Genomic DNA, 23,665 nt, shown 5'->3' on the forward strand with positions numbered 1-23,665 from the left:
TAACTGGCCGGCGTACCTGCTGGTGTTTACAAGCACGACGACATACCTTTCGGGAGAATTATGCAATCCACTGTTAATCAAAAAGAGAGCCGAACGTTCTTCGGCCATCCGTATCCGCTCGGTTCCCTGTTCTTCACCGAGATGTGGGAGCGCTTCTCGTTTTACGGCATTCGTCCGTTACTGATCCTGTTTATGGCCGCCACCGTCTATGACGGCGGGATGGGCCTGGCGCGTGAAAACGCCTCGGCGATTGTCGGTATCTTTGCCGGTACCATGTACCTGGCCGCGCTGCCGGGTGGGTGGCTGGCCGATAACTGGCTCGGTCAGCAGAGAGCCGTCTGGTACGGTTCAATTCTGATTGCGCTCGGACACCTGTCGATCGCGCTCTCTGCGGTGATGGGGAACAACCTGTTCTTTATCGGCCTGATGTTCATCGTGCTTGGCTCAGGGCTGTTCAAAACCTGTATCTCGGTGATGGTCGGCACCCTGTATAAAAAAGGCGATGCGCGTCGTGACGGCGGTTTCTCGCTGTTCTATATGGGCATCAACATGGGCTCGTTCATCGCGCCGCTGATTTCCGGCTGGCTGATTAAAACTCACGGCTGGCACTGGGGCTTTGGTATTGGCGGCATCGGGATGCTGGTGGCGCTGATTATCTTCCGCGTGTTTGCCGTTCCGGCAATGAAACGCTATGACGGCGAAGTCGGCCTCGACTCTACCTGGAACAGCCCGGTGGTGAAGCGTAACGGCGTGGGCGTTTGGCTGCTGGCACTGGCGGCAGGCGTGGCAACGATCGTGACGCTGATTGCGCAGGGCGTGATTGTGATTAACCCGGTCGCGGTAGCCAGCGTGCTGGTCTACGTGATTGCGGCGTCCGTTGCCCTCTACTTTATTTATCTGTTTGTCTTTGCGGGGCTGAACCGTAAAGAGCGCGCCAGGCTGTTGGTCTGCTTTATTCTGCTGATTTCAGCGGCGTTCTTCTGGTCCGCGTTTGAGCAGAAGCCAACCTCGTTCAACCTGTTTGCCAACGACTACACTAACCGCATGATTGGTGATTTTGAAATCCCGGCGGTGTGGTTCCAGTCAATCAACGCCCTGTTCATCATCCTGCTGGCACCGGTGTTTAGCTGGGCATGGCCGAAGCTCGCGAGCAAAAACATTCGCCCGAGCAGCATCACCAAGTTTGTTATTGGTATTCTGTGCGCGGCGGCAGGCTTTGGCCTGATGATGCTGGCGGCACAGAACGTGCTGAGCAGCGGTGGAGCGGGCGTGTCGCCGTTCTGGCTGGTGGGCAGCATCCTGATGCTGACGCTCGGCGAACTGTGCCTGAGTCCGATTGGCCTGGCGACCATGACGCTGCTTGCGCCGGAAAGAATGCGCGGCCAGATGATGGGGCTTTGGTTCTGCGCCAGCGCGCTGGGTAACCTGGCGGCGGGCCTGATTGGCGGCCACGTGAAGGCCGACCAGCTGGATATGCTGCCGGATCTCTTTGCTCGCTGCTCCATCGCGCTGCTGATTTGTGCCGCGGTACTGATCGTCCTTATTGTTCCTGTGCGCCGCATGCTGGAAAATGCGCAGACTAAACCGGCAGCTGAAGCCTGATAATGTTCAGCCTACCGGGGCAGTTATCCTGTCCCGGTAAAACCCAACAGGAGAGAATATGTCGATTACCTGCCCGGAATGCCAGGCACCGCTGGAGCCCCAGAACGGCGTAGCGCACTGCGACAGCTATAATAAAGATATTGCGCTTGTAGCCCGCTGCCCGGAGTGCCATCAGCCACTCCAGGTATTAAAAGCCTGCGGTGCGGTGGACTATTTCTGCCAGAACGGCCACGGTCTTATCTCTAAAAAACGCGTGGAGTTTGTTCGGGCCGAAGGTTAATCGCAGACGCAGCCTTCGCCTTTCTGCCACAGCTCGACCAGCGACTCGGGGGCTTCCTGCTCGGGCACCAGCACGATGATATCGGCGTAGTGCGCCTGATTTTGCCCGGTCCAGATAATCTGGATGCGGAAATAGCGCTGGTCGCCGCTGCCGGGTGAAGAGGCTTGCCCCGGCGGCTGACCGCGTGGAAAAGCCTGCTCCAGGATGCTCACCAGGCGCTGGCGCTGGGCCTCATTGAGCGAGGAGAGCGCGATGGTGCGCTGTCCACTCAACTTGGGAATAAAAGCGACGCCGCCTTCCCGGGCCAGCTCAACCACGGCGTCATCCGTCAGTTCCGGAACCTGCATTTACAACACTCCCACCTGTTCCCAGGCTTGTTTAATGGCCGCACCAGCGTCGGCGCCGGAGCGTTTCTCTCCGTGCGCGATCGTCAGCTTTGCGAAGGCCTCAAAATCCGCATCCTGCGCCAGTTTGCGATCGCAAACCGTGTCGTACCAGGCATAACCCGCTTTTTCCCAGGCGTAGCCGCCGATCGCCGTCGCGGCCAGATAAAATGCCCGGTTGGGGATGCCGGAGTTCAGGTGCACGCCGCCGTTATCCTCGCGCGTTTTAATGAAATCTTTCATGTGCGCAGGCTGCGGGTCTTTGCCGAGCAGGGGATCGTCATAGGCGGTGCCGGGTTCAGACATTGAGCGCAGCCCTTTGCCGTTGATCCCTTTCGCCAGCAACCCTTCACCAATGAGCCAGTCTGCTTTATCGGCGGTTTGCTTCAGATGGTACTGTTTGACCAGCGAGCCAAACACGTCCGACAGAGACTCGTTCAGCGCGCCCGACTGTTCAAAATAGATAAGCCCGGCTTCGGTCTCGGTCACGCCGTGGCTCAACTCGTGCGCTACCACGTCGATGGCGATGGTAAAGCGGTTAAATATTTCCCCGTCGCCGTCGCCAAATACCATCTGCTGACCGTTCCAGAAGGCGTTCTGATATTCCCGGCCATAGTGAACGGTGCCGGTCAAAATAAGCCCTTTATTATCGAGCGAATCGCGCTGATATTCTTTCCAGAAGAAATCATGGGTAATACCTAAATAATCGTAGGCTTCATCCACCGCCACATCGCCGTTCGATGGCTGGCCTTCGTAACGCACCTGGGTACCCGGCAGCTCCTGGGTATGCTTCGCGTCGTAAATATCGCGCTCCAGCTGTCCGGCTTTATTCACGTGCGGCGCGGCGGGTTTGCCGGGCATGTGGGCCATCAGCGTCTGGACGTGGGTTAAGGTCTGACGGGCACAGCGCTGCTGCGGCTCGGAACCGCTTTCGATAATACGACGAAGAATATAAGGTGGAATAACGCTATGAAGATGGGGCATGCTGCTCTCCTTATTAAAAAAGGGAATAGCAGCAGTATAGTAAGTAACCGGCGAGGAATTATCCGGTTTTACGCTGACGCGTTTTTTTCACCGGTTTAATTGATTTCACTTCGCTTTCTACCCAGCCGTCGGAAAGACGCGTCGTCAGCACATCGCCGGTATTCACCTGTTTGGTCTGCTTCAGCACTTTGCCGTCCGTCGCCGTCGTCACGCTATAGCCGCGCGCCAGCGTGGAGAGGGGGCTGACCGCTTCAAGATGGGTCACCGCATTGCCAAAACGTTCGCGGGTGGCGCTCAGCCGCGCCCGGATTGTCTCCGCCAGACGATACTCCAGCTGCTGGATCCGCGTTTGCGTGCGATAAATTTTCGGCTGCGGGTTCTGCTGGTTCAGGCGCTGCGTCACGCGCTGCTGGCGCGATACCGCGCGCTTAAGCTGCGCGTCCACTGCAACGTTCATGCGCTGACGCAGGCGCTCCAGCACGGTCTGCTGACGCGCCAGACGCAGCTGCGGGTGCTGCTGCTGAAGACGATGATGAAGCTGGGTAAAGCGGCGGGTACGGTTGGCAAGGAAGTAGTCCATCGCCATCTCAAGACGCTGCTGGCCGTTCTGAATCTGACGCAGCAGCTCCAGCTGGTTCCGGCTGACCACTTCCGCCGCCGCGGACGGCGTAGGCGCGCGCAGATCCGCGACAAAATCGGCTATCGTTACGTCCGTTTCGTGGCCGACGGCGCTTACCACGGGGATCAGGCTTGCAAAGATTGCCCGCGCCACGCGCTCGTCGTTAAAGCTCCACAAGTCTTCCAGCGAGCCGCCGCCGCGCCCGACGATTAATACGTCGCACTCCTGACGGGCGTTCGCCAGCTCAATGGCGCGCACAATCTGGCCCGGAGCATCGTCACCCTGAACGGCGGTCGGGTAGATGATGACGGGCAGGGAAGGATCGCGACGCTTCAGCACGTGCAAAATATCGTGCAGTGCCGCACCGGTTTTCGAGGTGATGACCCCAACGCAGTGGGCGGGGGAGGGCAGCGGTTTTTTGTACTGCTGGTCGAACAGCCCTTCGGCAGAGAGCCTGGCTTTTAGCTGTTCATACTTCTGCTGCAGCAGGCCTTCGCCCGCAGGCTGCATGCTCTCGACGATGATCTGATAGTCGCCGCGCGGCTCATACAGGGTGATATTGGCGCGAACCAGAACCTGCTGGCCGTGCTGAGGACGAAACGTCACGCGACGGTTGCTGTTGCGGAACATCGCGCAGCGCACCTGGGCGGTGTCGTCTTTTAAGGTAAAGTACCAGTGACCGGAGGACGGCTGCGTGAAGTTAGAGATCTCACCGCTGATCCAGACCTGCCCCATTTCCTGCTCAAGCAGCAAGCGCACCGTCTGATTCAGGCGGCTGACGGTATAAATTGAGGGGGATTGAGAGGATAACATGTGAGCGGGATCAAATTCTAAATCAGCAAGTTATTCAGTCGATAGTAACCTGCTGAGAGGCAATCGCAAGCTTTTTTATAAAAAAGTGTAGATGCAATCGGTTACGCTCTGTATAATGCCACGGCAATATTTAACCACCCAGGTCAGAGATATTGCCCATGCTACGTATCGCTAAAGAAGCACTGACGTTTGACGACGTCCTCCTCGTTCCCGCTCACTCCACTGTTCTGCCGAATACTGCCGATCTCAGCACGCAGTTGACGAAAACCATTCGCCTGAACATTCCTATGCTCTCTGCGGCAATGGACACCGTGACTGAAGCGCGCCTGGCTATCGCTCTGGCACAGGAAGGTGGCATTGGCTTTATTCACAAAAACATGTCTATCGAACGTCAGGCGGAAGAAGTTCGCCGCGTGAAGAAACATGAATCCGGCATCGTGTCTGACCCACAGACCGTTCTGCCAACCACCACGCTGCACGAAGTGAAAGCCCTGACCGAACGTAACGGCTTTGCCGGTTACCCGGTGGTGACCGAAGAGAACGAACTGGTCGGTATCATCACCGGTCGTGACGTGCGTTTCGTGACTGACCTGAACCAGCCTGTCAGCGTCTACATGACGCCAAAAGAGCGTCTGGTTACCGTTCGCGAAGGTGAAACCCGCGACGTGGTGCTGGCAAAAATGCACGAAAAACGCGTTGAAAAAGCGCTGGTTGTTGACAGCAGCTTCCACCTGCGCGGCATGATCACCGTTAAAGATTTCCAGAAAGCAGAACGTAAGCCTAACGCCTGTAAAGACGAGCATGGCCGTCTGCGCGTCGGCGCTGCGGTTGGCGCTGGCGCCGGTAACGAAGAGCGCGTTGACGCGCTGGTTGCTGCGGGCGTTGACGTCCTGCTGATTGACTCCTCTCACGGCCACTCCGAAGGCGTTCTGCAACGTATTCGCGACACCCGTGCCAAATACCCTGATCTGCAGATCATCGGCGGTAACGTGGCCACTGGCGCAGGCGCTCGCGCGCTGGCTGACGCTGGCTGCAGCGCGGTGAAAGTGGGTATCGGCCCTGGCTCTATCTGTACCACACGTATCGTGACCGGCGTGGGCGTTCCGCAGATCACCGCCGTGTCTGACGCGGTTGAAGCGCTGGAAGGCACAGGTATTCCGGTTATCGCTGACGGCGGTATCCGCTTCTCAGGCGACATCGCCAAAGCGATCGCCGCGGGCGCAGCTGCCGTAATGGTAGGCTCCATGCTGGCCGGTACCGAAGAATCCCCGGGTGAAATCGAACTCTACCAGGGCCGTTCTTACAAATCTTACCGCGGTATGGGCTCCCTGGGCGCGATGTCCAAAGGCTCCTCTGACCGTTACTTCCAGACCGATAACGCCGCTGACAAACTGGTACCGGAAGGTATCGAAGGTCGCGTTGCCTATAAAGGCCGTCTGAAAGAGATCATTCACCAGCAGATGGGCGGCCTGCGCTCCTGTATGGGTCTGACCGGCTGTGGTACCATTGACCTGCTGCGTACTAAAGCGGAATTCGTACGCATCAGCGGTGCGGGTATCCAGGAGAGCCACGTTCACGACGTGACGATCACCAAAGAGTCCCCGAACTACCGTCTGGGCTCCTGATAAGTTTCCGCGCCCGGCTTCTGCCGGGCGCTCTGTTTTTGTTTCACTTGCCTCGGAATTAGCGTCAATGACGGAAAACATTCATAAACATCGCATTCTCATCCTGGACTTCGGTTCTCAGTACACTCAGCTGGTGGCGCGTCGCGTACGTGAACTGGGCGTTTACTGTGAGCTGTGGGCGTGGGATGTCACGGAAGCACAGATTCGCGAATTCAATCCAAGCGGCATCATCCTGTCCGGCGGCCCGGAAAGTACCACTGAAGAGAACAGCCCGCGCGCGCCGCAGTACGTGTTCGAAGCTGGCGTGCCGGTATTCGGCGTTTGCTACGGCATGCAGACCATGGCAATGCAGCTGGGCGGCCACGTAGAAGGCTCTAACGAGCGCGAGTTTGGCTACGCACAGGTAGAAGTCGTCACCGACAGCGCGCTGGTGCGCGGTATCGAAGACTCCCTGACCGCAGACGGCAAACCGCTGCTGGACGTGTGGATGAGCCACGGCGACAAAGTCACCGCCATCCCGTCTGACTTCGTGACCGTTGCCAGCACCGAAAGCTGCCCGTTTGCCATCATGGCGAACGAAGAAAAACGCTTCTACGGCGTGCAGTTCCACCCGGAAGTGACCCACACCCGTCAGGGTATGCGCATGCTGGAGCGCTTCGTGCGTGACATCTGCCAGTGTGAAGCCCTGTGGACTCCGGCAAAAATCATCGACGACGCCGTTGAGCGTATCCGCCAGCAGGTTGGCGATGACAAAGTGATCCTCGGCCTCTCCGGCGGCGTGGACTCCTCCGTGACCGCGATGCTGCTGCACCGCGCCATCGGCAAAAACCTGACCTGCGTCTTCGTGGACAACGGTCTGCTGCGTCTGAACGAAGCCCAGCAGGTCATGGACATGTTCGGCGACCACTTCGGTCTGAACATCGTTCACGTGGAAGGCGAGCAGCGCTTCCTGGACGCGCTGAAAGGCGAGAACGATCCGGAAGCCAAACGTAAAATCATCGGCCGCGTGTTCGTGGAAGTGTTCGACGAAGAGGCGCTGAAGCTGGAAGACGTGAAGTGGCTGGCGCAGGGCACCATCTACCCTGACGTGATCGAGTCTGCGGCCTCCGCAACCGGTAAAGCACACGTCATCAAATCTCACCACAACGTGGGCGGCCTGCCGAAAGAGATGAAGATGGGCCTGGTTGAACCGCTGCGCGAGCTGTTCAAAGACGAAGTGCGTAAGATCGGTCTGGAACTGGGTCTGCCGTACGACATGCTCTACCGTCACCCGTTCCCGGGTCCGGGTCTGGGCGTGCGCGTGCTGGGCGAAGTGAAGAAAGAGTACTGCGACCTGCTGCGTCGCGCGGACGCGATCTTCATCGAAGAGCTGCACAAAGCTGACCTGTACAACAAGGTAAGCCAGGCGTTCACCGTGTTCCTGCCGGTTCGCTCCGTCGGCGTGATGGGCGATGGCCGTAAGTACGACTGGGTTGTTTCCCTGCGTGCGGTGGAAACCATCGACTTCATGACCGCGCACTGGGCGCACCTGCCGTATGACTTCTTAGGCCGCGTGTCTAACAGAATAATCAATGAAGTCAATGGGATATCGCGAGTCGTATATGACATCAGCGGTAAGCCACCGGCTACGATTGAGTGGGAATGATTTAACGACTGGCAATAGCCAGCGCGTAAAAACAGTAAAGTACTCTTAGCCCGCGTAACTGCGGGCTTTTTTGTACATATAGTTGGACATTTACATTTTGAATAATGATAGCTGACCCGAAGAGCCAGTTCGGTTTTTGTGCGCTGGCTAAAATGATCACGGTTTCGTGCCATTTCGTCTCATCATCTTTACTTATTTTACTTGCACCGTATTAGGAGGGCGTTTTATTTCTTTGCAGAAAGTTTTTTACGCAGAGTGGTTGCCCGGCGCAATACACCCACTTTAGGATTCATTGCAAGTGCCTGTTCATAGGCTTCCAAAGCGTCAGATAACTGCCCAAGCGATTCAAACGACTCCCCTCTGATCCTGTGAGCTAGCGCTCCCCAGTCATATCGTTCTCGGGCTCCCTGCGTAAGAGCTGTATCAGCGACGCTCAGAGCTTTCCTGGCGCTTTCCTCGGTGGTATCCGTCTTAAGCAACTCCTGCGCGGCCATAATCTTTGTGGTGTAATCACCTTTGTCCAACTGGGCTATTTGTAGTGATTCAGCATCAAGGAACTCACCAGCGGTGGAATAACGGAAGTATCCAAGATCACGCAGATTGACGCGTAGTTGGCATAACTCTCCGTCAGCGTTTGTATCGAATAAATAGCAATCTGCCCAGGTCCCGACGGGGCGAACTGTAAACATTTGCTGTCTTTTTTGAAGATCGAGAACCTCCAAAATATTACTGTCTTTATTATCTGCATTTGCTGTCTGGACAGCTGCGTACCGGCCACATTGGGACAAACCAATATTAAAGATATTGGCGCAGTAATGCCGACGGTAGATTTCATCACCGTTGGTGTTGATAGCGATGACATCCCCGCTAAGTGCACTACCGAAACCACAATCGTGGACTATGAAACTACCGGAATCAGAAACAGCGGCATCGACAGGGCGTGCAAAACATTTTAGCTCATACACAATCCTGTCAGAGGGGTAATCGACAAGAATGACACGGCCATTGCCCTTCATCCTGTGGCCTCCAAGGCTGCCACCATCCGAATCATCGCAGCCCACTACCCAGCGCTTATCCGGCGAAATATTTGCGTGACCGAAGAAGTAAGGGTGATCCACGGTAAGCCATTTACCCTCCAGTTCCGTGTTGCGTTCATACGTAGATGAAGGTTCTCTCTTGCCAGATTGATGTCCTAAAATACTGCGTAGTTTTCTAATTAAACCCATCGCCCTGTTTCCTGTTAGCCCTGCCTGGTAGCAATATAAGCCAGGTTTGTAATAATCGTAACGGACTAACCAGAATTTATTTGACGCGCCTCGAATTCCATCATAAAAAATTCACAAGAGATATGTTTAAAAAATAAAATATTCGTGTCATGAATATTTTACCGAAATATTTAGACCATGCTCCTATTTGCGGTTGATATCACCACAAATAAAGGAGTAGCTTGTAGTAGTGAAAAAGTTATATCCAATGGAGAATGACCATGAGCACATATGAACTTGTACGCAAAACAAAAATCGATGGTGATTTCGAAGGGTTTGATGACGAGGTTTTATTCAGGTTTGTTGACGGGACATACTGGATACAGGCGCAATACATGTACTGGTATCATTATGCCTATCGACCTGATGTCAATCTCTTACGAGCGAATGGGCGGTTTTATCTGCAGATAGATGGGAAAGACAAAGTTGTACCCGTCAGACAAATCACTGATGTCATCCAATCACGAATTGATGGCGAATTTAAAGGATGGGAAGGCGAAACCGTTTACACTCTCACTAACGGGCAGGTGTGGAAGCAATGCACCTACCACTATGAATACAAGTATTCATACAGACCGGAGGCATTAATTTACAATAGCGGAACAGGTTACAAAATGCAGGTTGAAGGTACTACAGCAGATGTGCGAAGAGTTAAGTAAAGCAATCACTGTGCACAGAGCCAGCTTATGCAAATAATAAATGTCCAGCGGCATTTAACGCCTCTGTCGCTATTCCTGGCAGAGCGAATAATCAGCCACCGTTAACAACAAGGTTAATCTAATGTTTCAGTACAAAATGGTCCAGGTTCCACCCAACATTTCAGTCAGGGCTAAAGACAACAAAATCGGTATTGCTGCGCAATACCTTGAGGACGTGGTCAACGAGTGGGCAGCGCAGGGCTGGGAATTTCAGCGAGTTGATACTATCGGTATTGAAGAACGACCGGGCTGTTTTGGCGGCAGTAAGGTCAAATTTATGCAGTACTATGTTATTACCTTCAGGAAAGAGGTGTAACTGTGCTGCGTAGTCTGAGCTTCTGGCTGATACTGCTTTACCGCAAACATGCACCAGACAGCGTCAGACGGCGCTGTCGCTATCATCCTTCATGTTCAAAATATACGTTTGTCAGCATCAAGCGCTTTGGTTTCTGCCGGGGATGGAAAATTGCATTCAAGCGTTTTCAGCGCTGCAGGCCGCCGAACGGTGGAATCGATTATCCACCACACCGTTGTCACTGAGTGAGCTAGCTTTCGGATGTCCTGCTAAGCGTCACGCTCTGGTCACAATGAATAATGCTGTACCAGAACGATTAAGAATAAAATAAGTTCTCCCGCAGCCTTATGGCGCTGGCGGTGATTACTTAGACGGATGATTTATCTACCTCATGAGTGCTGCCATTGCATTCACCGGTAATCAACAAAGCCGGGCTAAAGTGGATAGGCAATATGCAAAGTTATTTAGATACAGGAATGCATTTCCTGCGCCTCCTGCGTAAAGTAGAGCAGAGTTCCTAGATAAGAATTCAGCCAAACATTATTGTGGCCTGATGCATCTGGTTCCCCAATAACATGGAGTCTCTATGGAATATTTTGAAGCTAAATTATATTTATTAGGAAAGTGGCGAATTATTGCATTATTACTTAATGCTATGCTTTTCCTTGGTAGTTGCTACGGGTTGTACCTCACGGGGATCTTTACAAGGTCATGGTATAATGAAGGTAATGCTGCGGTGTGCTTATTGATTATGTTTACCTCGGCATTAAGCATCATGTCTATCAATCAGCCAGTCATTATGGATAAGACTGATGACGAGGCATCTTCATTGCTATCTTTATGGTGGAAACGAAAGAAGCTCGAACATTTATCAAAAATAAAAGAATATAAAAAATAACGTAAAGGCGGCGGCCCGGCGGGCGGGGCCGGAGGCGTGAACTATTTTCCGCTATTATCCCGGCGATACGCCAGCGCCACAACCAGCGACTGCACCAGGCACAGCGTTGCCGACTGGGAGCGAAACGCGTCCACCTGCGCCTCTTTCACCACAAAGCAGAGATCGCTGAACGTCGCCAGGGGGCTTATCTGGCTGTCCGTAATCACGATCTGCCGCGCGCCGACGCTGGCGGCGGTTTCGCTGACCATCACCGTCTCTTCCGCGTACGGCGAGAAGCTGATCGACACTACAATGTCGCGCGCCTTAATGCGGCTGATCTGCTCGCGCAGCATCCCGCCCATGCCGTCGAGCAGGATAGGGCGGCACTCCAGATGGCTCAGGGCGTAGGTGAGGTAGGCCGCGACGCTGAAGGAGCGGCGCAGTCCGGCGATGTAGATGGTGTCGGCGTCGGCCAATAGCTGCACCGCGCGCTCCAGCATTTCCGGCTCGGCGCGGGCGGCCAGCTGCTGCAGCGCCTGCGCGTTCGAGCGGGCGAACTCCTGCAGAATATCGAGCGGCGTTTCCGGCACTGCCTCGCTCTCCATCTCGCGGAACAGCCGGGCGCGGTCGCTGTAGCTGGCGGTCTCCTCCACCAGGTTCATGCGAAACAGCTGTTTCATTTCGTTGAAGCCGGTGAAGTCAAAGGCGTTGGCAAAGCGGATCAGCGTCGAGGGCGGCACGTCGGCGCGCTCGGCAATGACGGCAACCGTATCAAAGGCCACGCTGTTGGTGTTATCCAGCACGTAGCGGGAGACCTGCTGCAGCCTCTTGCTCAGGCTATCGTAGCGATCGCGGATTTGCTGCTGCAGTTCGTTCAGGCTGGTTGCTGTCGTCATCTTATCCCCCAAATACAGTCTTATGATTCTAAACGCAAAACCGCGTCTTTTAAATGTCGGCCATCCATCTGGCAGCAAAAATGAAACAGAAACTTCAGTCATTTCCTCGCCCGAAATCCCTTAATAGCGCACGCTGCGTCAGTGTTGTTGGCTGTTAACATAAAAATCCATCCTTGATCACAATAATCATCATTTATTTTATTTCAACTTAAAATGGAATATTTGTTTCATATATAGTGTTCAGTACACAGTGTTCAGTTAACAGTCACGTATCAACAGCGAGAGGTTAAGGATGGAGACGGTAGCGAATTTTATTCACGGCGAATGTGTCACCGGTTCAGGCCAGCGCGTTCAGGCGATCTTCAACCCAGCCACCGGCGAGCAGATCCGCCAGGTGGTGATGAGTACGGCGCAGGAAACGGAGCAGGCGATTGCCGCCGCGCAGCAGGCGTTTCCGGCGTGGGCGCGCCATGCTCCGCTTAAGCGCGCGCGCGTGATGTTCCGCTTCAAGGCGCTGCTGGAAGAGAACATGGAGCGACTGGCCCGCATCATCAGCGAAGAGCACGGCAAGGTCTTCTCCGATGCGGTGGGCGAACTGACCCGCGGCCTGGAAGTAGTAGAATTTGCCTGCGGCATCCCACATCTGCAAAAGGGTGAACACTCGGCGAACGTCGGTACCGGCGTCGACAGCCACTCGCTGATGCAGCCGCTCGGCGTCTGCGCCGGGATCACCCCGTTTAACTTCCCGGCGATGGTGCCGATGTGGATGTTCCCGATCGCGCTGGCGACCGGCAACACCTTCGTGCTGAAGCCGTCGGAAAAAGATCCTTCTCTGGCGCTGGCGCTGGCGCAGCTGCTGAAAGAGGCCGGCCTGCCGGACGGCGTGTTCAACGTGGTGCAGGGCGATAAGGAGTCCGTTGACGTGCTCCTGACAGACCCACGCGTGCAGGCGGTGAGCTTTGTCGGCTCCACGCCAATTGCGGAATACATTTACCAGACCGCGTCCGCCCACGGAAAGCGCTGCCAGGCGCTGGGCGGCGCGAAAAACCACTGCATTCTCATGCCGGATGCCGACATGGAGATGGCTACCAACGCCATCATGGGCGCGGCCTACGGCGCGGCGGGCGAACGCTGCATGGCGCTCTCGGTGGTGCTGGCGGTGGGGGATAAAACTGCCGATGACCTCTGCGCCCGGCTGGAGAAACAGATTGCCGCGCTGCGCGTGGGGCCGGGCCTGGACCAGTCGCCGGAAAACGAAATGGGGCCGCTCATCTCCTCCGCACACCGCAGCAAGGTGCTGGGCTACATCGACAGCGGGGAAGCGCAGGGAGCGAAACTTCGCGTGGACGGTCGCGGCTTCAGCGTGAAGGGCCACGAGCAGGGCTACTTCGTCGGGCCGACGCTGTTCGATAACGTCACTCCGGAGATGACCATCTATAAAGAAGAGATTTTTGGCCCGGTGCTTTCTGTGGTGCGCGTAGCAGATTACGCCAGCGCGGTGGATCTGATTAACCGCCATGAATATGGTAATGGTTCGGCGATCTTCACCCGCGACGGCGGTTGCGCGCGCCGCTTCTGCGAAGAGGTGCAGGCGGGCATGGTGGGGGTCAACGTGCCGATCCCGGTGCCGATGGCGTTCCACAGCTTCGGCGGCTGGAAGCGTTCCATCTTTGGCGCGCTCAACGTTCACGGCAGCGACGGCGTGCGCTTCTACACCCGAATGAAAACTATCACCGCGCGCTGGCCGGAAATGCAGCAGGAGACAGGCGCTGCGTTCTCAATGCCGACGCTGGGCTGACAGGAGGTTTTATGCAAACCGAACGTATGACCATGGCCCAGGCGCTGGTCCGGTTCCTTAATCAACAGTACGTCAGCGTAGACGGCAACGAAACGCCCTTCGTGGAGGGCGTGGCGACCATCTTTGGGCACGGCAACGTGCTCGGTATCGGCCAGGCGCTGGAGCAGGACCCGGGCCATCTGCAGGTGATGCAGGGCTGCAACGAGCAGGGTATCGCCCATATGGCGACGGGATTCGCCAAACAGCACCGCCGTCAGCGCATTTTTGCCGTCACCTCCTCCGTCGGGCCGGGCGCCGCCAATATGGTCACAGCGGCGGCCACCGCTACGGCGAACCGCATCCCGCTCCTGCTGTTGCCGGGCGATATCTACGCCAGCCGCCAGCCGGATCCGGTGCTGCAGCAGATCGAGCAGTATCACGATCTCAGCATCAGCACCAACGACTGCTTCCGTCCGGTCTCCCGCTACTGGGACCGCATCAACCGTCCCGAGCAGCTGATGAGCGCCATGCTAAGCGCGATGCGAACGCTTACTGACCCCGCCAATACCGGCGCGGTGACCATCTGCCTGCCGCAGGACGTGCAGGGAGAGGCCTGGGACTACCCGCTGAGCTTCTTCGCGCGTCGCGTGCACCACATTGAGCGCCGTCCGCCCGATCCGCAGCGTCTGGCGCAGGCGCGGGCGCTGATCGCCCGCAAGCGTCGTCCGCTGGTGGTGTGCGGCGGCGGCGTGCGCTATTCCGGCGCGCATGAGGCGTTTCGCGAATTTGTCGAGACGCTGCGGCTGCCGTTTGCCGAAACCCAGGCCGGAAAGGGATCGCTGGTAAGTGACCACCCACTTAACCTGGGCGGCATAGGGGTGACGGGGGGAATGGCTGCCAACCAGCTCGCGCCGCAGGCCGATTTAGTGATTGGCGTCGGCACGCGCCTGACCGACTTTACTACCGGCTCCAAGGCGCTCTTTTCCCACCCGGACGTTGAGTTTCTGCTGCTGAACGTGGCCGAGTTTGACGCCCTGAAGCTGGACGCCACCGCGCTGGTTGCCGATGCCCAAACCGGGCTCCAGGCATTGACCCACGCGCTCGGGGATTATCGCAGTGGCTGGGGAGAGGCGATCGCTCAGGCGAAGGCCGCCTGGCGCGACGAGTGCCGCCGCCTGTGGGATCGCCAGTGGCGTCCTGACGATGCGCCCGAAGTGGCGGGGCACCTGGATGCGCAGCTGGCGGAATACGGCGAGGCGCTCAACACCCGCCTGACCCAGACGCGGGTGCTGGGGCTGATCAACCAGCATGTTGAAGATAACGCCATCGTGGTGGGCGCGGCCGGTTCGCTGCCAGGGGATTTACAGCGCCTTTGGCAGGTCAAAACGCCGGACAGCTATCACCTGGAGTACGGCTACTCCTGCATGGGCTACGAGATTGCGGCGGCCATCGGCGCGAAGCTCGCCAGACCCGAACTGCCGGTGTACGCCATGGTGGGGGATGGCTCCTACATGATGCTGCACTCCGAGCTGCAAACCGCCGTTCAGGAGGGCATTAAGGTCACCGTTCTGCTGTTTGATAACGCCAGCTTCGGCTGCATTAATAACCTGCAGATGGGGCACGGCATGGGCAGCTTTGGCACCGAAAACCGCCACCGCAACCCGGAAACCGGGCGTCTCGACGGGCCGCTGGTGAAGGTCGACTTTGCGCAAAACGCGGAGAGCTACGGCTGCCGCGCGTGGCGGGTGAACGATGAGCAAAGCCTGCTGGCGGCGCTGGAGGCGTCGCGGGCGCATCCCGGCCCGACGCTGCTGGACATCAAGGTATTGCCGAAGACCATGACTCACGACTACGCCTCCTGGTGGCGAACCGGTGATGCGCAGGTGGCGGCGTCGTCTGCCGTGCGCGAAGCCGCTGAGCAAACGCAGGCGCAGTTGAAAAAAGCCCGTCAGTATTAAGTTTTCCTGCCGTAACGAAATTTTCATTTCATTTTTGTTTTCCCCTCACCCTAACCCTCTCCCACAGGGAGAGGGGACGGATCGGTGCGGTTTTTTACTCCCTCTCCCGGAGGGAGAGGGCCGGGGTGAGGGGGGTTGCCGCACGCTCACTCATGTTGTGAGATTGATAACAAAATTTATCTCATTCATCTCAAAAGTGTTAACCCGCACTCAAAAACATAATTTTCACTATTTATAAAAATGAAATAAATGTTTTATTTATAGAGTCGTTAGTTCACAGCATTCACCAACACCGGGAGCCGTTATGTTTAACATTGCTTTACTGGGCGCTGGCCGAATTGGCCAGGTACATGCAGCTAACATCGCCAGCCACGGCGCGACCACGCTCTGGTCCGTGGTTGACCCGAATCAGGAATTTGCCACCCGTCTCGCCGCGCAGTATCAGGCCCGCCAGCAGAGCCTGAACGAGGCGATGACCGACCCTAACGTTCACGCCGTGCTGATCGCCTCCGCCACCGACACCCACGCGGATCTGATTGAAATGGCCGCCCGCCACGGCAAGGCCATCTTCTGCGAAAAGCCGGTACACCTTGACCTCGCCCGCGTGCGCGACTGCCTGAAGGTGGTCAAAGAGTACGACGTGCCGCTGTTCATCGGCTTTAACCGCCGCTTTGACCCGCAGTTTCGCCGCGTGAAAACCGACGCGCAGGCCGGGCGCATCGGCAAACCGGAATCGCTGCTCATCATCTCCCGCGACCCGTCTCCGCCGCCTGCGGAGTACGTGCGCGTCTCCGGCGGCATGTTCCGCGATATGACCATTCATGACTTTGACATGGCCCGCTTCATCATGGGCGAAGAGCCGGTGTCGGTGTATGCCCAGGGCAGTAACCTGGTGGATCCGGCGATTGGCGAGGCGGGGGATATCGATACCGCGTTTATCGTTCTGAAATATGCCTCCGGCGCGATGGCGACCATCGTCAACAGCCGCCGTTCATCTTACGGCTACGACCAGCGCCTGGAGCTGCACGGCTCCGAAGGGCTGCTGTGCGCGGGCAACATTCTGGAAAACCAGGTGCAGCACTACGGCAAACAGGGCTGCACCAGCGCGCTGCCGGAACACTTCTTCCTGCAGCGCTACAAATCCGCTTACGCCGCGGAATGGGAACACTTTGTTGCGGTCCTGCGCGGCGAAGCGGTGCCTGACTGCAGCGGCGATGATGGTGAACGTGCGCTGTACCTTGCGGATAAAGCGCTGGAGTCACTGCGCAGCCAGCGCGAGATCGTCCTCTAAACACAACAACCCTACACAGAGAGACATAATAATGAAAAAACTGATCGTAGCCGCCCTCATCGCCATGACGTCCGGGGCCGCCCTCGCCGAAAACGAGCAAATCGTTTTCAGTACGCCAAACCTGGCCATGCCGTTTGAAGTTCACATGCAGCGCACGGCGGTGAAAGCCGCAAAAGAGATGGGCGTGAAGCTTCAGGTGCTGGACGGGCAGGGCAGCTCGCCGAAGCAGGTAGCTGACCTGGAAAACGCCATCACCCGCGGGGCGCAGGGATTTATCGTCTCCCCGAACGACGTCAACGCGGTCTCCAGCGCGGTGGAGGAAATTCAGGATGCGAAGCTGCCGATCGTCACCCTTGACCGCTCCGTCGACAGCCAGAAGAAAGTGCCGCACTTCGGCGCCAACAACTACAAGGGCGGCCAGGCGGTTGGCGACTTCGTTAAAACCAAATTCCCCGACGGCGCGGACATTATTCTCCTCACCGGTCAGCCGGGCTCCTCTTCCAACATTGAACGCACCAAAGGGATCCGCGACAGCCTGAAGGCGGGCGGGGATAAGTACAAGATCGTCGCCGATCAGACCGGCAACTGGATGCGTTCTGAAGGGATGCGCATTGTTGAGAGCGTTCTGCCTTCGCTGCCGAAACGTCCGCAGGTGATCCTCTCCGCCAACGACGATATGGCGCTGGGCGCGATTGAAGCGCTGCAGAGCCAGGGCGTGAAGCCGGGCGAAATCCTCGTGACCGGGTTTGATGCGGTGCCGGAAGCGCTGGCCCGCGTGCGCGACGGCTGGCTGGCGGTAACGGCGGATCAGCGCCCGGGCTTTGCGGTGCAGACGGCGATGAGCCAGCTGGTGGCCAACGTGCGCGAGAAGAAAGCCATCACCGGCGCCGACTACCCGCCGACGCTGATCACCAAAGAGAACCTGCAGCAGGCTGAGCGTATCGGTGAGGCCGGTAACTAATATGTCCCGAGCCGCCTCTGGCGGCTCATCATGAGGAGGAGCAGACTGATGTCGCAACCCTTACTGAAAGTGACCGACCTGGCAAAAAGCTTTTCCGGCGTCTGGGCGCTGAGCAGCGCTCAGCTGACCGTTGGCAGCGGCGAAATTCACGCCCTGCTGGGGGAAAACGGGGCGGGAAAATCCACGCTGCTGAAGGCGCTCGCGGGCGCGCAGCCGCAAACGCGCGGGGATATCTGGTTCAACGGCGAAACGCTGCCGGTGGACGACTCCCCGGTGGAACGCCAGAACAAGGGCATTATCACCATCTATCAGGAATTCAACCTGCTGCCCAACATGACCGTCGCGGAAAACATGTTTCTCGGACGCGAGCCGCGCAGGCGTAACCTGATCGTCGACGAAAGGGCGGTCAACCAGGAGGCGCAGGTCATTCTCGATTACCTCCAGCTGAACGTTGCGCCGACCACGCCGGTCGCCCGCCTGAGCGTCGCCCAGCAGCAGATGGTGGAGATCGCCCGGGCGCTGACCCTCAACGCCCGGTTAATCATTATGGACGAACCTTCCGCCGCGCTGAGCGACAGCGAGGTGGAAAGCCTGCACCGCGTGGTGCGGGAGCTTAAAAACCGCGGCGTGAGCATTATTTACGTTACCCACCGTCTGCACGAAGTTTTCCAGCTCTGCGATCGCTTCACCGTTTTCCAGGACGGCCGCTTTACCGGCACCGGCGCGGTGGCGGAGACCAATGTCGAACAGCTGATCCGCCTGATGGTCGGGCGCGACGTGGCCTTTAACCGCCGTCCGGCCAGCGAAACGCATCATGAAGACAAACCCGTCCGCCTGGCGGTGAAGGGGCTGAGCCGCGAAAAGCCGCCGCTGGATCCGCACGGCATCGCCTTGCACGACATCAGCTTCCACGTCCACGCCGGGGAAGTTCTGGGCATTGCCGGGCTGGTGGGCGCGGGACGTACCGAGGTGGCGCGCTGTCTGTTTGGCGCAGACGCCTTTACCTCCGGGAGCTTTGAGCTGGACGGCGTGCCGTACCAGCCGCGCGACCCGCTGTATGCCCTCGATCAGGGCGTGGCGCTGGTGCCGGAAGACCGCAAAAAAGAGGGGGCGGTGCTGGGGCTGTCGATTCGCGACAACCTGTCGCTCTCCAGCCTCTCCTCGCTGCTGCAGTGGCGCTGGTTCGTAAACACCCGAAAAGAGGACGATCTGATTGAGTCCTACCGCAAGGCGCTGCAGATCAAAATGGTCAACAGCGCGCAGGAGGTGCGCAAGCTCTCCGGCGGCAACCAGCAAAAAGTGATCCTCGCACGCTGCATGGCGCTCAACCCGCGGGTGCTGATCGTCGATGAGCCGACGCGCGGCATCGACGTGGGGACCAAATCGGAAGTGCACCAGGTGCTGTTTGACATGGCGAAAAAGGGCGTGGCGGTGATCGTGATCTCCTCCGATCTGCCTGAAGTAATGGCGGTGTCTGACCGGATCATCACCCTCAGCGAAGGCCGGGTGACCGGCGAGATCCACGGCGACGACGCTAACGAAGAACGGCTGATGACGATGATGGCCATCAACCACAACGCCCTGAACGCGGCATAACGGAGTTTCTCATGACGCAGATGATTTCTAAAACGCAGGCCCCGGTCAAACGCGCCGGACGCATCGATCCCATCGCCTTCTTCGAGCGCTTCGGGGTGCTGATTTTCATGATCCTGCTGCTGATCTTCTTCCAGTCGCAGAACAGCAACTTTTTCTCTGAACGCAATATTTTCAACATCCTGACCGAAGTGTCCATCTACGGGATCATGGCCGTGGGGATGACCTTCGTCATTCTGACCGCCGGGATCGACCTCTCCGTGGGCTCCATTCTCGCGGTGTGCGCCATGACCGCGGCGTACGTCATTAAGGGCGACAACTTCACCACCGTCGACCCGAACGCCTGGGGCGGCATGAGCTGGCTGATTGGGCTGGGGATTTGTCTGGCGATGGGCACGGCGATTGGCTTCCTGCACGGCCTGGGCGTCACCCGCCTGCGCCTGCCGCCGTTCATCGTCACCCTCGGCGGGATGACCATCTGGCGCGGCCTGACGCTGGTGATTAACGACGGCGCGCCGATCGCCGGTTTCGATCAGGGCTACCGCTGGTGGGGACGCGGGGAGCTGCTCGGCATCTCTATTCCTATCTGGATCTTCGCCATCGTCGCCGTCGGCGGCTATCTGGCGCTGCATAAAACCCGCTGGGGACGCTTCGTCTACGCCATCGGCGGCAACCCGGAGGCGGCGCGGCTGGCGGGGGTCAACGTCAAGCGCGTGCTGGTCAGCGTCTACGTGCTGATCGGCTGTCTGGCCGGGCTGGCGGGCTTCATCCTGAGCGCGCGTCTGGGGAGCGCCGAGGCGGTAGCCGGGATCTCCTTTGAGCTGCGCGTCATCGCCTCGGTGGTGATCGGCGGCACCTCGCTGATGGGCGGCTACGGGCGCATCGGCGGCACCATTATCGGCTCCATCATCATGGGCATTCTGATTAACGGCCTGGTGCTGATGAACGTCTCGGCCTACTACCAGCAGATTATCACCGGATTAATTATCGTTCTGGCGGTGGCATTCGATACCTATGCCAAAAGCCGTCGCGGCGCACTGTGAGGATCACGATGAAAGAGGTTCGTATTGGATTAATTGGCACCGGGTATATCGGCAAGGCGCACGCCATTGCCTATGCCCAGGCCCCGACGGTCTTCAACCTGCGCGGCAGGCTGGTTCGCGAGATGGTGGCGGAAGTCACGCCGGAGCTGGCGGCAGCGCGCGCGCAGGCGTTTGGCTTCAACCGCTCCACCGGGGACTGGCGGGCGCTGGTGGCCGACCCGGCCATTGACGTGGTGGATATTTGTTCCCCCAACCATCTGCATAAGGAGATGGCGCTGGAGGCGATCCGCCACGGCAAGCATGTGTACTCGGAAAAGCCGCTGGCGCTGAACGCCCACGACGCGCGTGAAATGGTTGAGGCTGCACAGCGGGCAGGAGTGAAAACGCTGGTGGGGTTCAACTACATGAAAAACCCGACGGCGCAGCTGGCGAAGGAGATTATCGCGCGAGGCGAGATTGGCGAGGTGATCCACTTCTACGGCACCCACAACGAAGACTATATGGCCGACCCGCTCTCGCCCATTCACTGGCACTGCTTCAAAGAGACCGCCGGGCTGGGGGCGCTGGGCGACCTCGCGGCGCATATCGTCAACATGGCTCAGTACCTGGTGGGGGATATCGAGCAGGTCTGCGGCGACCTGAAGATCGTGGTCCCGGCGCGACCGGCGAAGGCCGGATCGTCTGAGATGATTGCCGTTGAAAACGAGGATCAGGCCCACGCGATGGTGCGTTTCGCGGGCGGGGCGCAGGGCGTGATTGAAACCTCCCGCGTTGCCTGCGGACGCAAGATGGGGCTGTCGTACGTCATCACCGGAACGAAAGGCGCCATCAGCTTCACCCAGGAGCGCATGGCCGAGCTGAAGCTCTATCTGCATGACGATCCGGTGAACCGCCAGGGGTTCCGCACGCTGCTCGTCGGCCCGGCGCACCCGGACTACGCCGCGTTCTGCATGGGCGCGGGACACGGGATTGGCTTTAACGATCAAAAAACGGTGGAGGTGCGCGACCTGGTGGACGGGATTGCCGCCGATGCGCCGATGTGGCCGGACTTCGAAGAGGGCTGGAAGGTGTCGCGCGTGCTGGACGCGATTGCGCTCTCGCACCGGGAAGGCCGCTGGCTGAACGTGAACGACATTGTCTGATGAGGTATCAACGTGGAAAAGCAGTTTGATGTGATATGCATGGGCCGCGTGGCGGTAGACCTCTACAGCCAGCAGATTGGTGCGCGTCTGGAGGATGTATCGAGCTTCGCCAAATACCTCGGCGGGTCGTCGGGCAACGTGGCGTATGGCACCGCGCGTCAGGGTTTACGTTCGTCGATGCTGGCGCGCGTCGGCGATGAACATATGGGCCGCTTCCTGCGGGAAGAGCTCAACCAGGTGGGCTGCGATACCAGCCATCTGATTACCGATAAACAACGCCTCACGGCGCTGGTGCTCCTCGGCATTAAAGACCGGGACACCTTTCCACTGATTTTTTATCGCGATAACTGCGCGGATATGGCGATTACCGCCAGCGATGTGGACGAAAGCTACATTGCCTCCGCACGTTGTCTTGCCATCACCGGGACTCACCTTTCTCATCCGCAGACCCGCGAGGCGGTGCTGACGGCGCTGGGCTATGCCCGCCGTCACGGCGTGCGCACGGTGCTGGACATCGACTATCGTCCGGTGCTGTGGGGGCTCACCGCCTTAGGCGACGGCGAAACGCGTTTTATCGCCGCCGAGAAGGTCACCCGCGAGCTGCATGAGGTGCTGCACCTCTTCGACGTCATTGTCGGCACCGAAGAGGAGTTTCACATTGCGGGCGGCAGCACGGATACCCTCCAGGCTCTGGGGCAGGTGCGTGCGGTCAGTGACGCTGCGCTGGTCTGCAAACGCGGCGCGCACGGCTGCTCGGTCTATACCGACGCCATTCCGCCCCGGCTGGACGACGGCCTGACGGTGACCGGCGTGCGCGTGGAGGTGCTGAACGTCCTCGGGGCGGGGGATGCGTTTATGTCCGGCCTGCTGCGCGGCTACCTGAACGACGAAGGCTGGGAGCAGGCGTGCCGGTACGCCAACGCCTGCGGCGCGCTGGTGGTTTCGCGCCACGGCTGCGCCCCGGCGATGCCGAGCAAAATCGAGCTGGATGACTATCTTTCCCGCGCCGCGAACGTGCCGCGCCCGGATCTCGACCCGCGTCTTAACCATCTCCACCGGGTGACCACCCGCCGCCGCGAATGGCCGGAGCTGTGTGTGATGGCCTTCGACCACCGCAGCCAGCTTGAGGATATGGCGATGCAGTGCGGCGCGTCGCTTAAGCGCATTCCGGCGCTGAAGCAGCTGATCCTGCAGGCCAGCCGCGAGGCGGCGAGCCGCGCCGGGCTGGAGGGCAAAGCCGGTCTTCTGTGCGACGGCACCTTTGGTCAGGACGCGCTGAACGCGATCACTGGGGAAGGGTGGTGGATTGGTCGTCCCATTGAGCTGCCGGGATCCCGGCCGCTGGAGATGGAGCACGGCAACATCGGCACCCAGCTTATCAGCTGGCCGCAGGAGCACGTGGTGAAGTGCCTGGTCTTCTTCCACCCGGAAGATGCCCACGGCCTGCGCCTGGAGCAGGAGCAGAAAATCGCCGAGGTGTACCACGCCTGCTGCCGTTCCGGGCACGAGCTGCTGCTGGAGGTGATCCTGCCTGCGACCATGCCGCGCAGCGACGAGCTCTACCTGCGCGCCATCTCCCGCTTCTACAACCTCGGCATTTACCCGGACTGGTGGAAGCTGCCGCCGCTCTCCGCCGACGGCTGGACGGCGCTGAGCGAGATTATCGAACGCCGGGACCCGCACTGCCGCGGGGTGGTGATCCTCGGCCTGGACGCCCCGGCGGAACAGCTGCGCGCCGACTTCAAAGCCGCAGCGGGGCAGACGGTAGTGAAAGGCTTCGCCGTGGGGCGCACGCTGTTTGGCGATGCCTCCCGCGCGTGGCTGAAGCACGATATTGACGATGCGCAGCTGGTGGCGCGCATCCGGGACAACTACCTGCAGCTTATCGCCTGGTGGCGCGAGCGCGGACACGCATAAT

21 protein-coding genes are annotated in these 23,665 nt (G+C 58.5%); 16 read left to right on the forward strand and 5 right to left on the reverse strand.

What is annotated here, in order from left to right; genetic code table 11:
* The first annotated feature begins 60 nt into the window (after positions 1-60).
* The gene (locus UR289_RS10215; RefSeq protein WP_023308797.1) at positions 61-1,602 is read left to right on the forward strand and encodes a peptide MFS transporter; all 1,542 of its coding nucleotides are present in this window, start codon (positions 61-63) and stop codon (positions 1,600-1,602) included.
* A 58-nt stretch (positions 1,603-1,660) separates the two neighbouring features.
* Complete coding sequence (locus UR289_RS10220; protein WP_320709975.1) at positions 1,661-1,882, forward strand: zinc ribbon domain-containing protein; 222 nt, start codon at positions 1,661-1,663, stop codon at positions 1,880-1,882.
* On the opposite strand, the gene UR289_RS10225 is transcribed toward UR289_RS10220, so the two are convergent.
* From UR289_RS10225 to xseA, 3 genes are read right to left on the reverse strand one after another with little or no spacing between them, the layout of a single operon-like run.
* Positions 1,879-2,229, reverse strand: coding sequence for a protealysin inhibitor emfourin (locus tag UR289_RS10225; protein WP_006811517.1), 351 nt, complete (start codon positions 2,227-2,229; stop codon positions 1,879-1,881). The genes UR289_RS10220 and UR289_RS10225 overlap by 4 nt on opposite strands.
* Positions 2,230-3,249: a M4 family metallopeptidase gene (locus UR289_RS10230; RefSeq protein ID WP_211438366.1), complete on the reverse strand. Its 1,020-nt coding sequence runs from the start codon at positions 3,247-3,249 to the stop codon at positions 2,230-2,232. It abuts the gene before it with no gap.
* A 58-nt stretch (positions 3,250-3,307) separates the two neighbouring features.
* Positions 3,308-4,681: an exodeoxyribonuclease VII large subunit gene (gene xseA / locus UR289_RS10235; RefSeq protein WP_064673758.1), complete on the reverse strand. Its 1,374-nt coding sequence runs from the start codon at positions 4,679-4,681 to the stop codon at positions 3,308-3,310.
* Positions 4,682-4,839: 158 nt separating this feature from the next.
* Here xseA and guaB point away from each other — a divergent pair, with 158 nt between their 5' ends.
* Positions 4,840-6,306 (forward strand): IMP dehydrogenase, encoded by a 1,467-nt coding sequence (gene guaB, locus UR289_RS10240; RefSeq protein ID WP_023333022.1) that lies wholly within the window; start codon positions 4,840-4,842, stop codon positions 6,304-6,306.
* A gap of 67 nt (positions 6,307-6,373) precedes the next feature.
* Positions 6,374-7,951, forward strand: coding sequence for a glutamine-hydrolyzing GMP synthase (gene guaA, locus UR289_RS10245; protein ID WP_006811514.1), 1,578 nt, complete (start codon positions 6,374-6,376; stop codon positions 7,949-7,951).
* A gap of 224 nt (positions 7,952-8,175) precedes the next feature.
* Here the strand turns inward: guaA and UR289_RS10250 are convergent, their stop codons facing one another.
* Positions 8,176-9,177: a hypothetical protein gene (locus UR289_RS10250; protein ID WP_320709981.1), complete on the reverse strand. Its 1,002-nt coding sequence runs from the start codon at positions 9,175-9,177 to the stop codon at positions 8,176-8,178.
* 260 nt (positions 9,178-9,437) lie between these two features.
* Here UR289_RS10250 and UR289_RS10255 point away from each other — a divergent pair, with 260 nt between their 5' ends.
* The 4 genes from UR289_RS10255 (at position 9,438) to UR289_RS10265 (ending at position 11,107) form a co-directional block, all read left to right on the forward strand.
* Positions 9,438-9,875 (forward strand): hypothetical protein, encoded by a 438-nt coding sequence (locus UR289_RS10255; protein ID WP_080328432.1) that lies wholly within the window; start codon positions 9,438-9,440, stop codon positions 9,873-9,875.
* 121 nt (positions 9,876-9,996) lie between these two features.
* A complete protein-coding gene (locus tag UR289_RS10260; protein ID WP_045260197.1) occupies positions 9,997-10,230 on the forward strand; it encodes a hypothetical protein in 234 nt (77 codons plus the stop codon).
* Positions 10,231-10,232: 2 nt separating this feature from the next.
* Positions 10,233-10,454: a membrane protein insertion efficiency factor YidD gene (gene yidD, locus UR289_RS21870; RefSeq protein WP_072051685.1), complete on the forward strand. Its 222-nt coding sequence runs from the start codon at positions 10,233-10,235 to the stop codon at positions 10,452-10,454.
* Positions 10,455-10,795: 341 nt separating this feature from the next.
* Positions 10,796-11,107 carry a hypothetical protein gene (locus tag UR289_RS10265; RefSeq protein ID WP_045281143.1) on the forward strand — a complete coding sequence of 104 codons (312 nt, stop codon included), beginning with the start codon at positions 10,796-10,798 and terminating at the stop codon, positions 11,105-11,107.
* Positions 11,108-11,148: 41 nt separating this feature from the next.
* On the opposite strand, the gene UR289_RS10270 is transcribed toward UR289_RS10265, so the two are convergent.
* Entirely contained in the window at positions 11,149-11,982 is an 834-nt protein-coding gene (locus UR289_RS10270) for a MurR/RpiR family transcriptional regulator (RefSeq protein ID WP_023333015.1), read from the reverse strand.
* A 292-nt stretch (positions 11,983-12,274) separates the two neighbouring features.
* Between UR289_RS10270 and UR289_RS10275 the strand changes: the two genes are divergently transcribed.
* The 8 genes from UR289_RS10275 to UR289_RS10310 all read left to right on the forward strand — a co-directional run bounded on the left by UR289_RS10275 (position 12,275) and on the right by UR289_RS10310 (position 23,664).
* Entirely contained in the window at positions 12,275-13,780 is a 1,506-nt protein-coding gene (locus tag UR289_RS10275; RefSeq protein WP_023308791.1) for a CoA-acylating methylmalonate-semialdehyde dehydrogenase, read from the forward strand.
* An 11-nt stretch (positions 13,781-13,791) separates the two neighbouring features.
* Complete coding sequence (iolD, locus tag UR289_RS10280) at positions 13,792-15,717, forward strand: 3D-(3,5/4)-trihydroxycyclohexane-1,2-dione acylhydrolase (decyclizing) (RefSeq protein ID WP_320709984.1); 1,926 nt, start codon at positions 13,792-13,794, stop codon at positions 15,715-15,717.
* Positions 15,718-16,021: 304 nt separating this feature from the next.
* On the forward strand, positions 16,022-17,008 hold the full coding sequence (gene iolG, locus UR289_RS10285) for an inositol 2-dehydrogenase (RefSeq protein ID WP_038417345.1): 987 nt from the start codon (positions 16,022-16,024) through the stop codon (positions 17,006-17,008).
* A gap of 31 nt (positions 17,009-17,039) precedes the next feature.
* Positions 17,040-17,969, forward strand: coding sequence for a substrate-binding domain-containing protein (locus UR289_RS10290; protein ID WP_320709985.1), 930 nt, complete (start codon positions 17,040-17,042; stop codon positions 17,967-17,969).
* 48 nt (positions 17,970-18,017) lie between these two features.
* Positions 18,018-19,565 carry a sugar ABC transporter ATP-binding protein gene (locus UR289_RS10295; protein WP_182931052.1) on the forward strand — a complete coding sequence of 516 codons (1,548 nt, stop codon included), beginning with the start codon at positions 18,018-18,020 and terminating at the stop codon, positions 19,563-19,565.
* Between the two features lie 11 nt (positions 19,566-19,576).
* Positions 19,577-20,605, forward strand: a complete 1,029-nt coding sequence (locus tag UR289_RS10300; RefSeq protein WP_013098254.1) for an ABC transporter permease — start codon at positions 19,577-19,579, stop codon at positions 20,603-20,605.
* 8 nt (positions 20,606-20,613) lie between these two features.
* Positions 20,614-21,747: a Gfo/Idh/MocA family protein gene (locus tag UR289_RS10305; RefSeq protein ID WP_047060731.1), complete on the forward strand. Its 1,134-nt coding sequence runs from the start codon at positions 20,614-20,616 to the stop codon at positions 21,745-21,747.
* A 12-nt stretch (positions 21,748-21,759) separates the two neighbouring features.
* On the forward strand, positions 21,760-23,664 hold the full coding sequence (locus UR289_RS10310) for a bifunctional 5-dehydro-2-deoxygluconokinase/5-dehydro-2-deoxyphosphogluconate aldolase (RefSeq protein ID WP_320709987.1): 1,905 nt from the start codon (positions 21,760-21,762) through the stop codon (positions 23,662-23,664).
* Position 23,665: the final 1 nt, after the last annotated feature.

Origin of the sequence: Enterobacter sp. 302C9 (genome assembly GCF_034106085.1) — a bacterium.
Taxonomy (GTDB): Bacteria; Pseudomonadota; Gammaproteobacteria; order Enterobacterales; family Enterobacteriaceae; genus Enterobacter; species Enterobacter asburiae_B.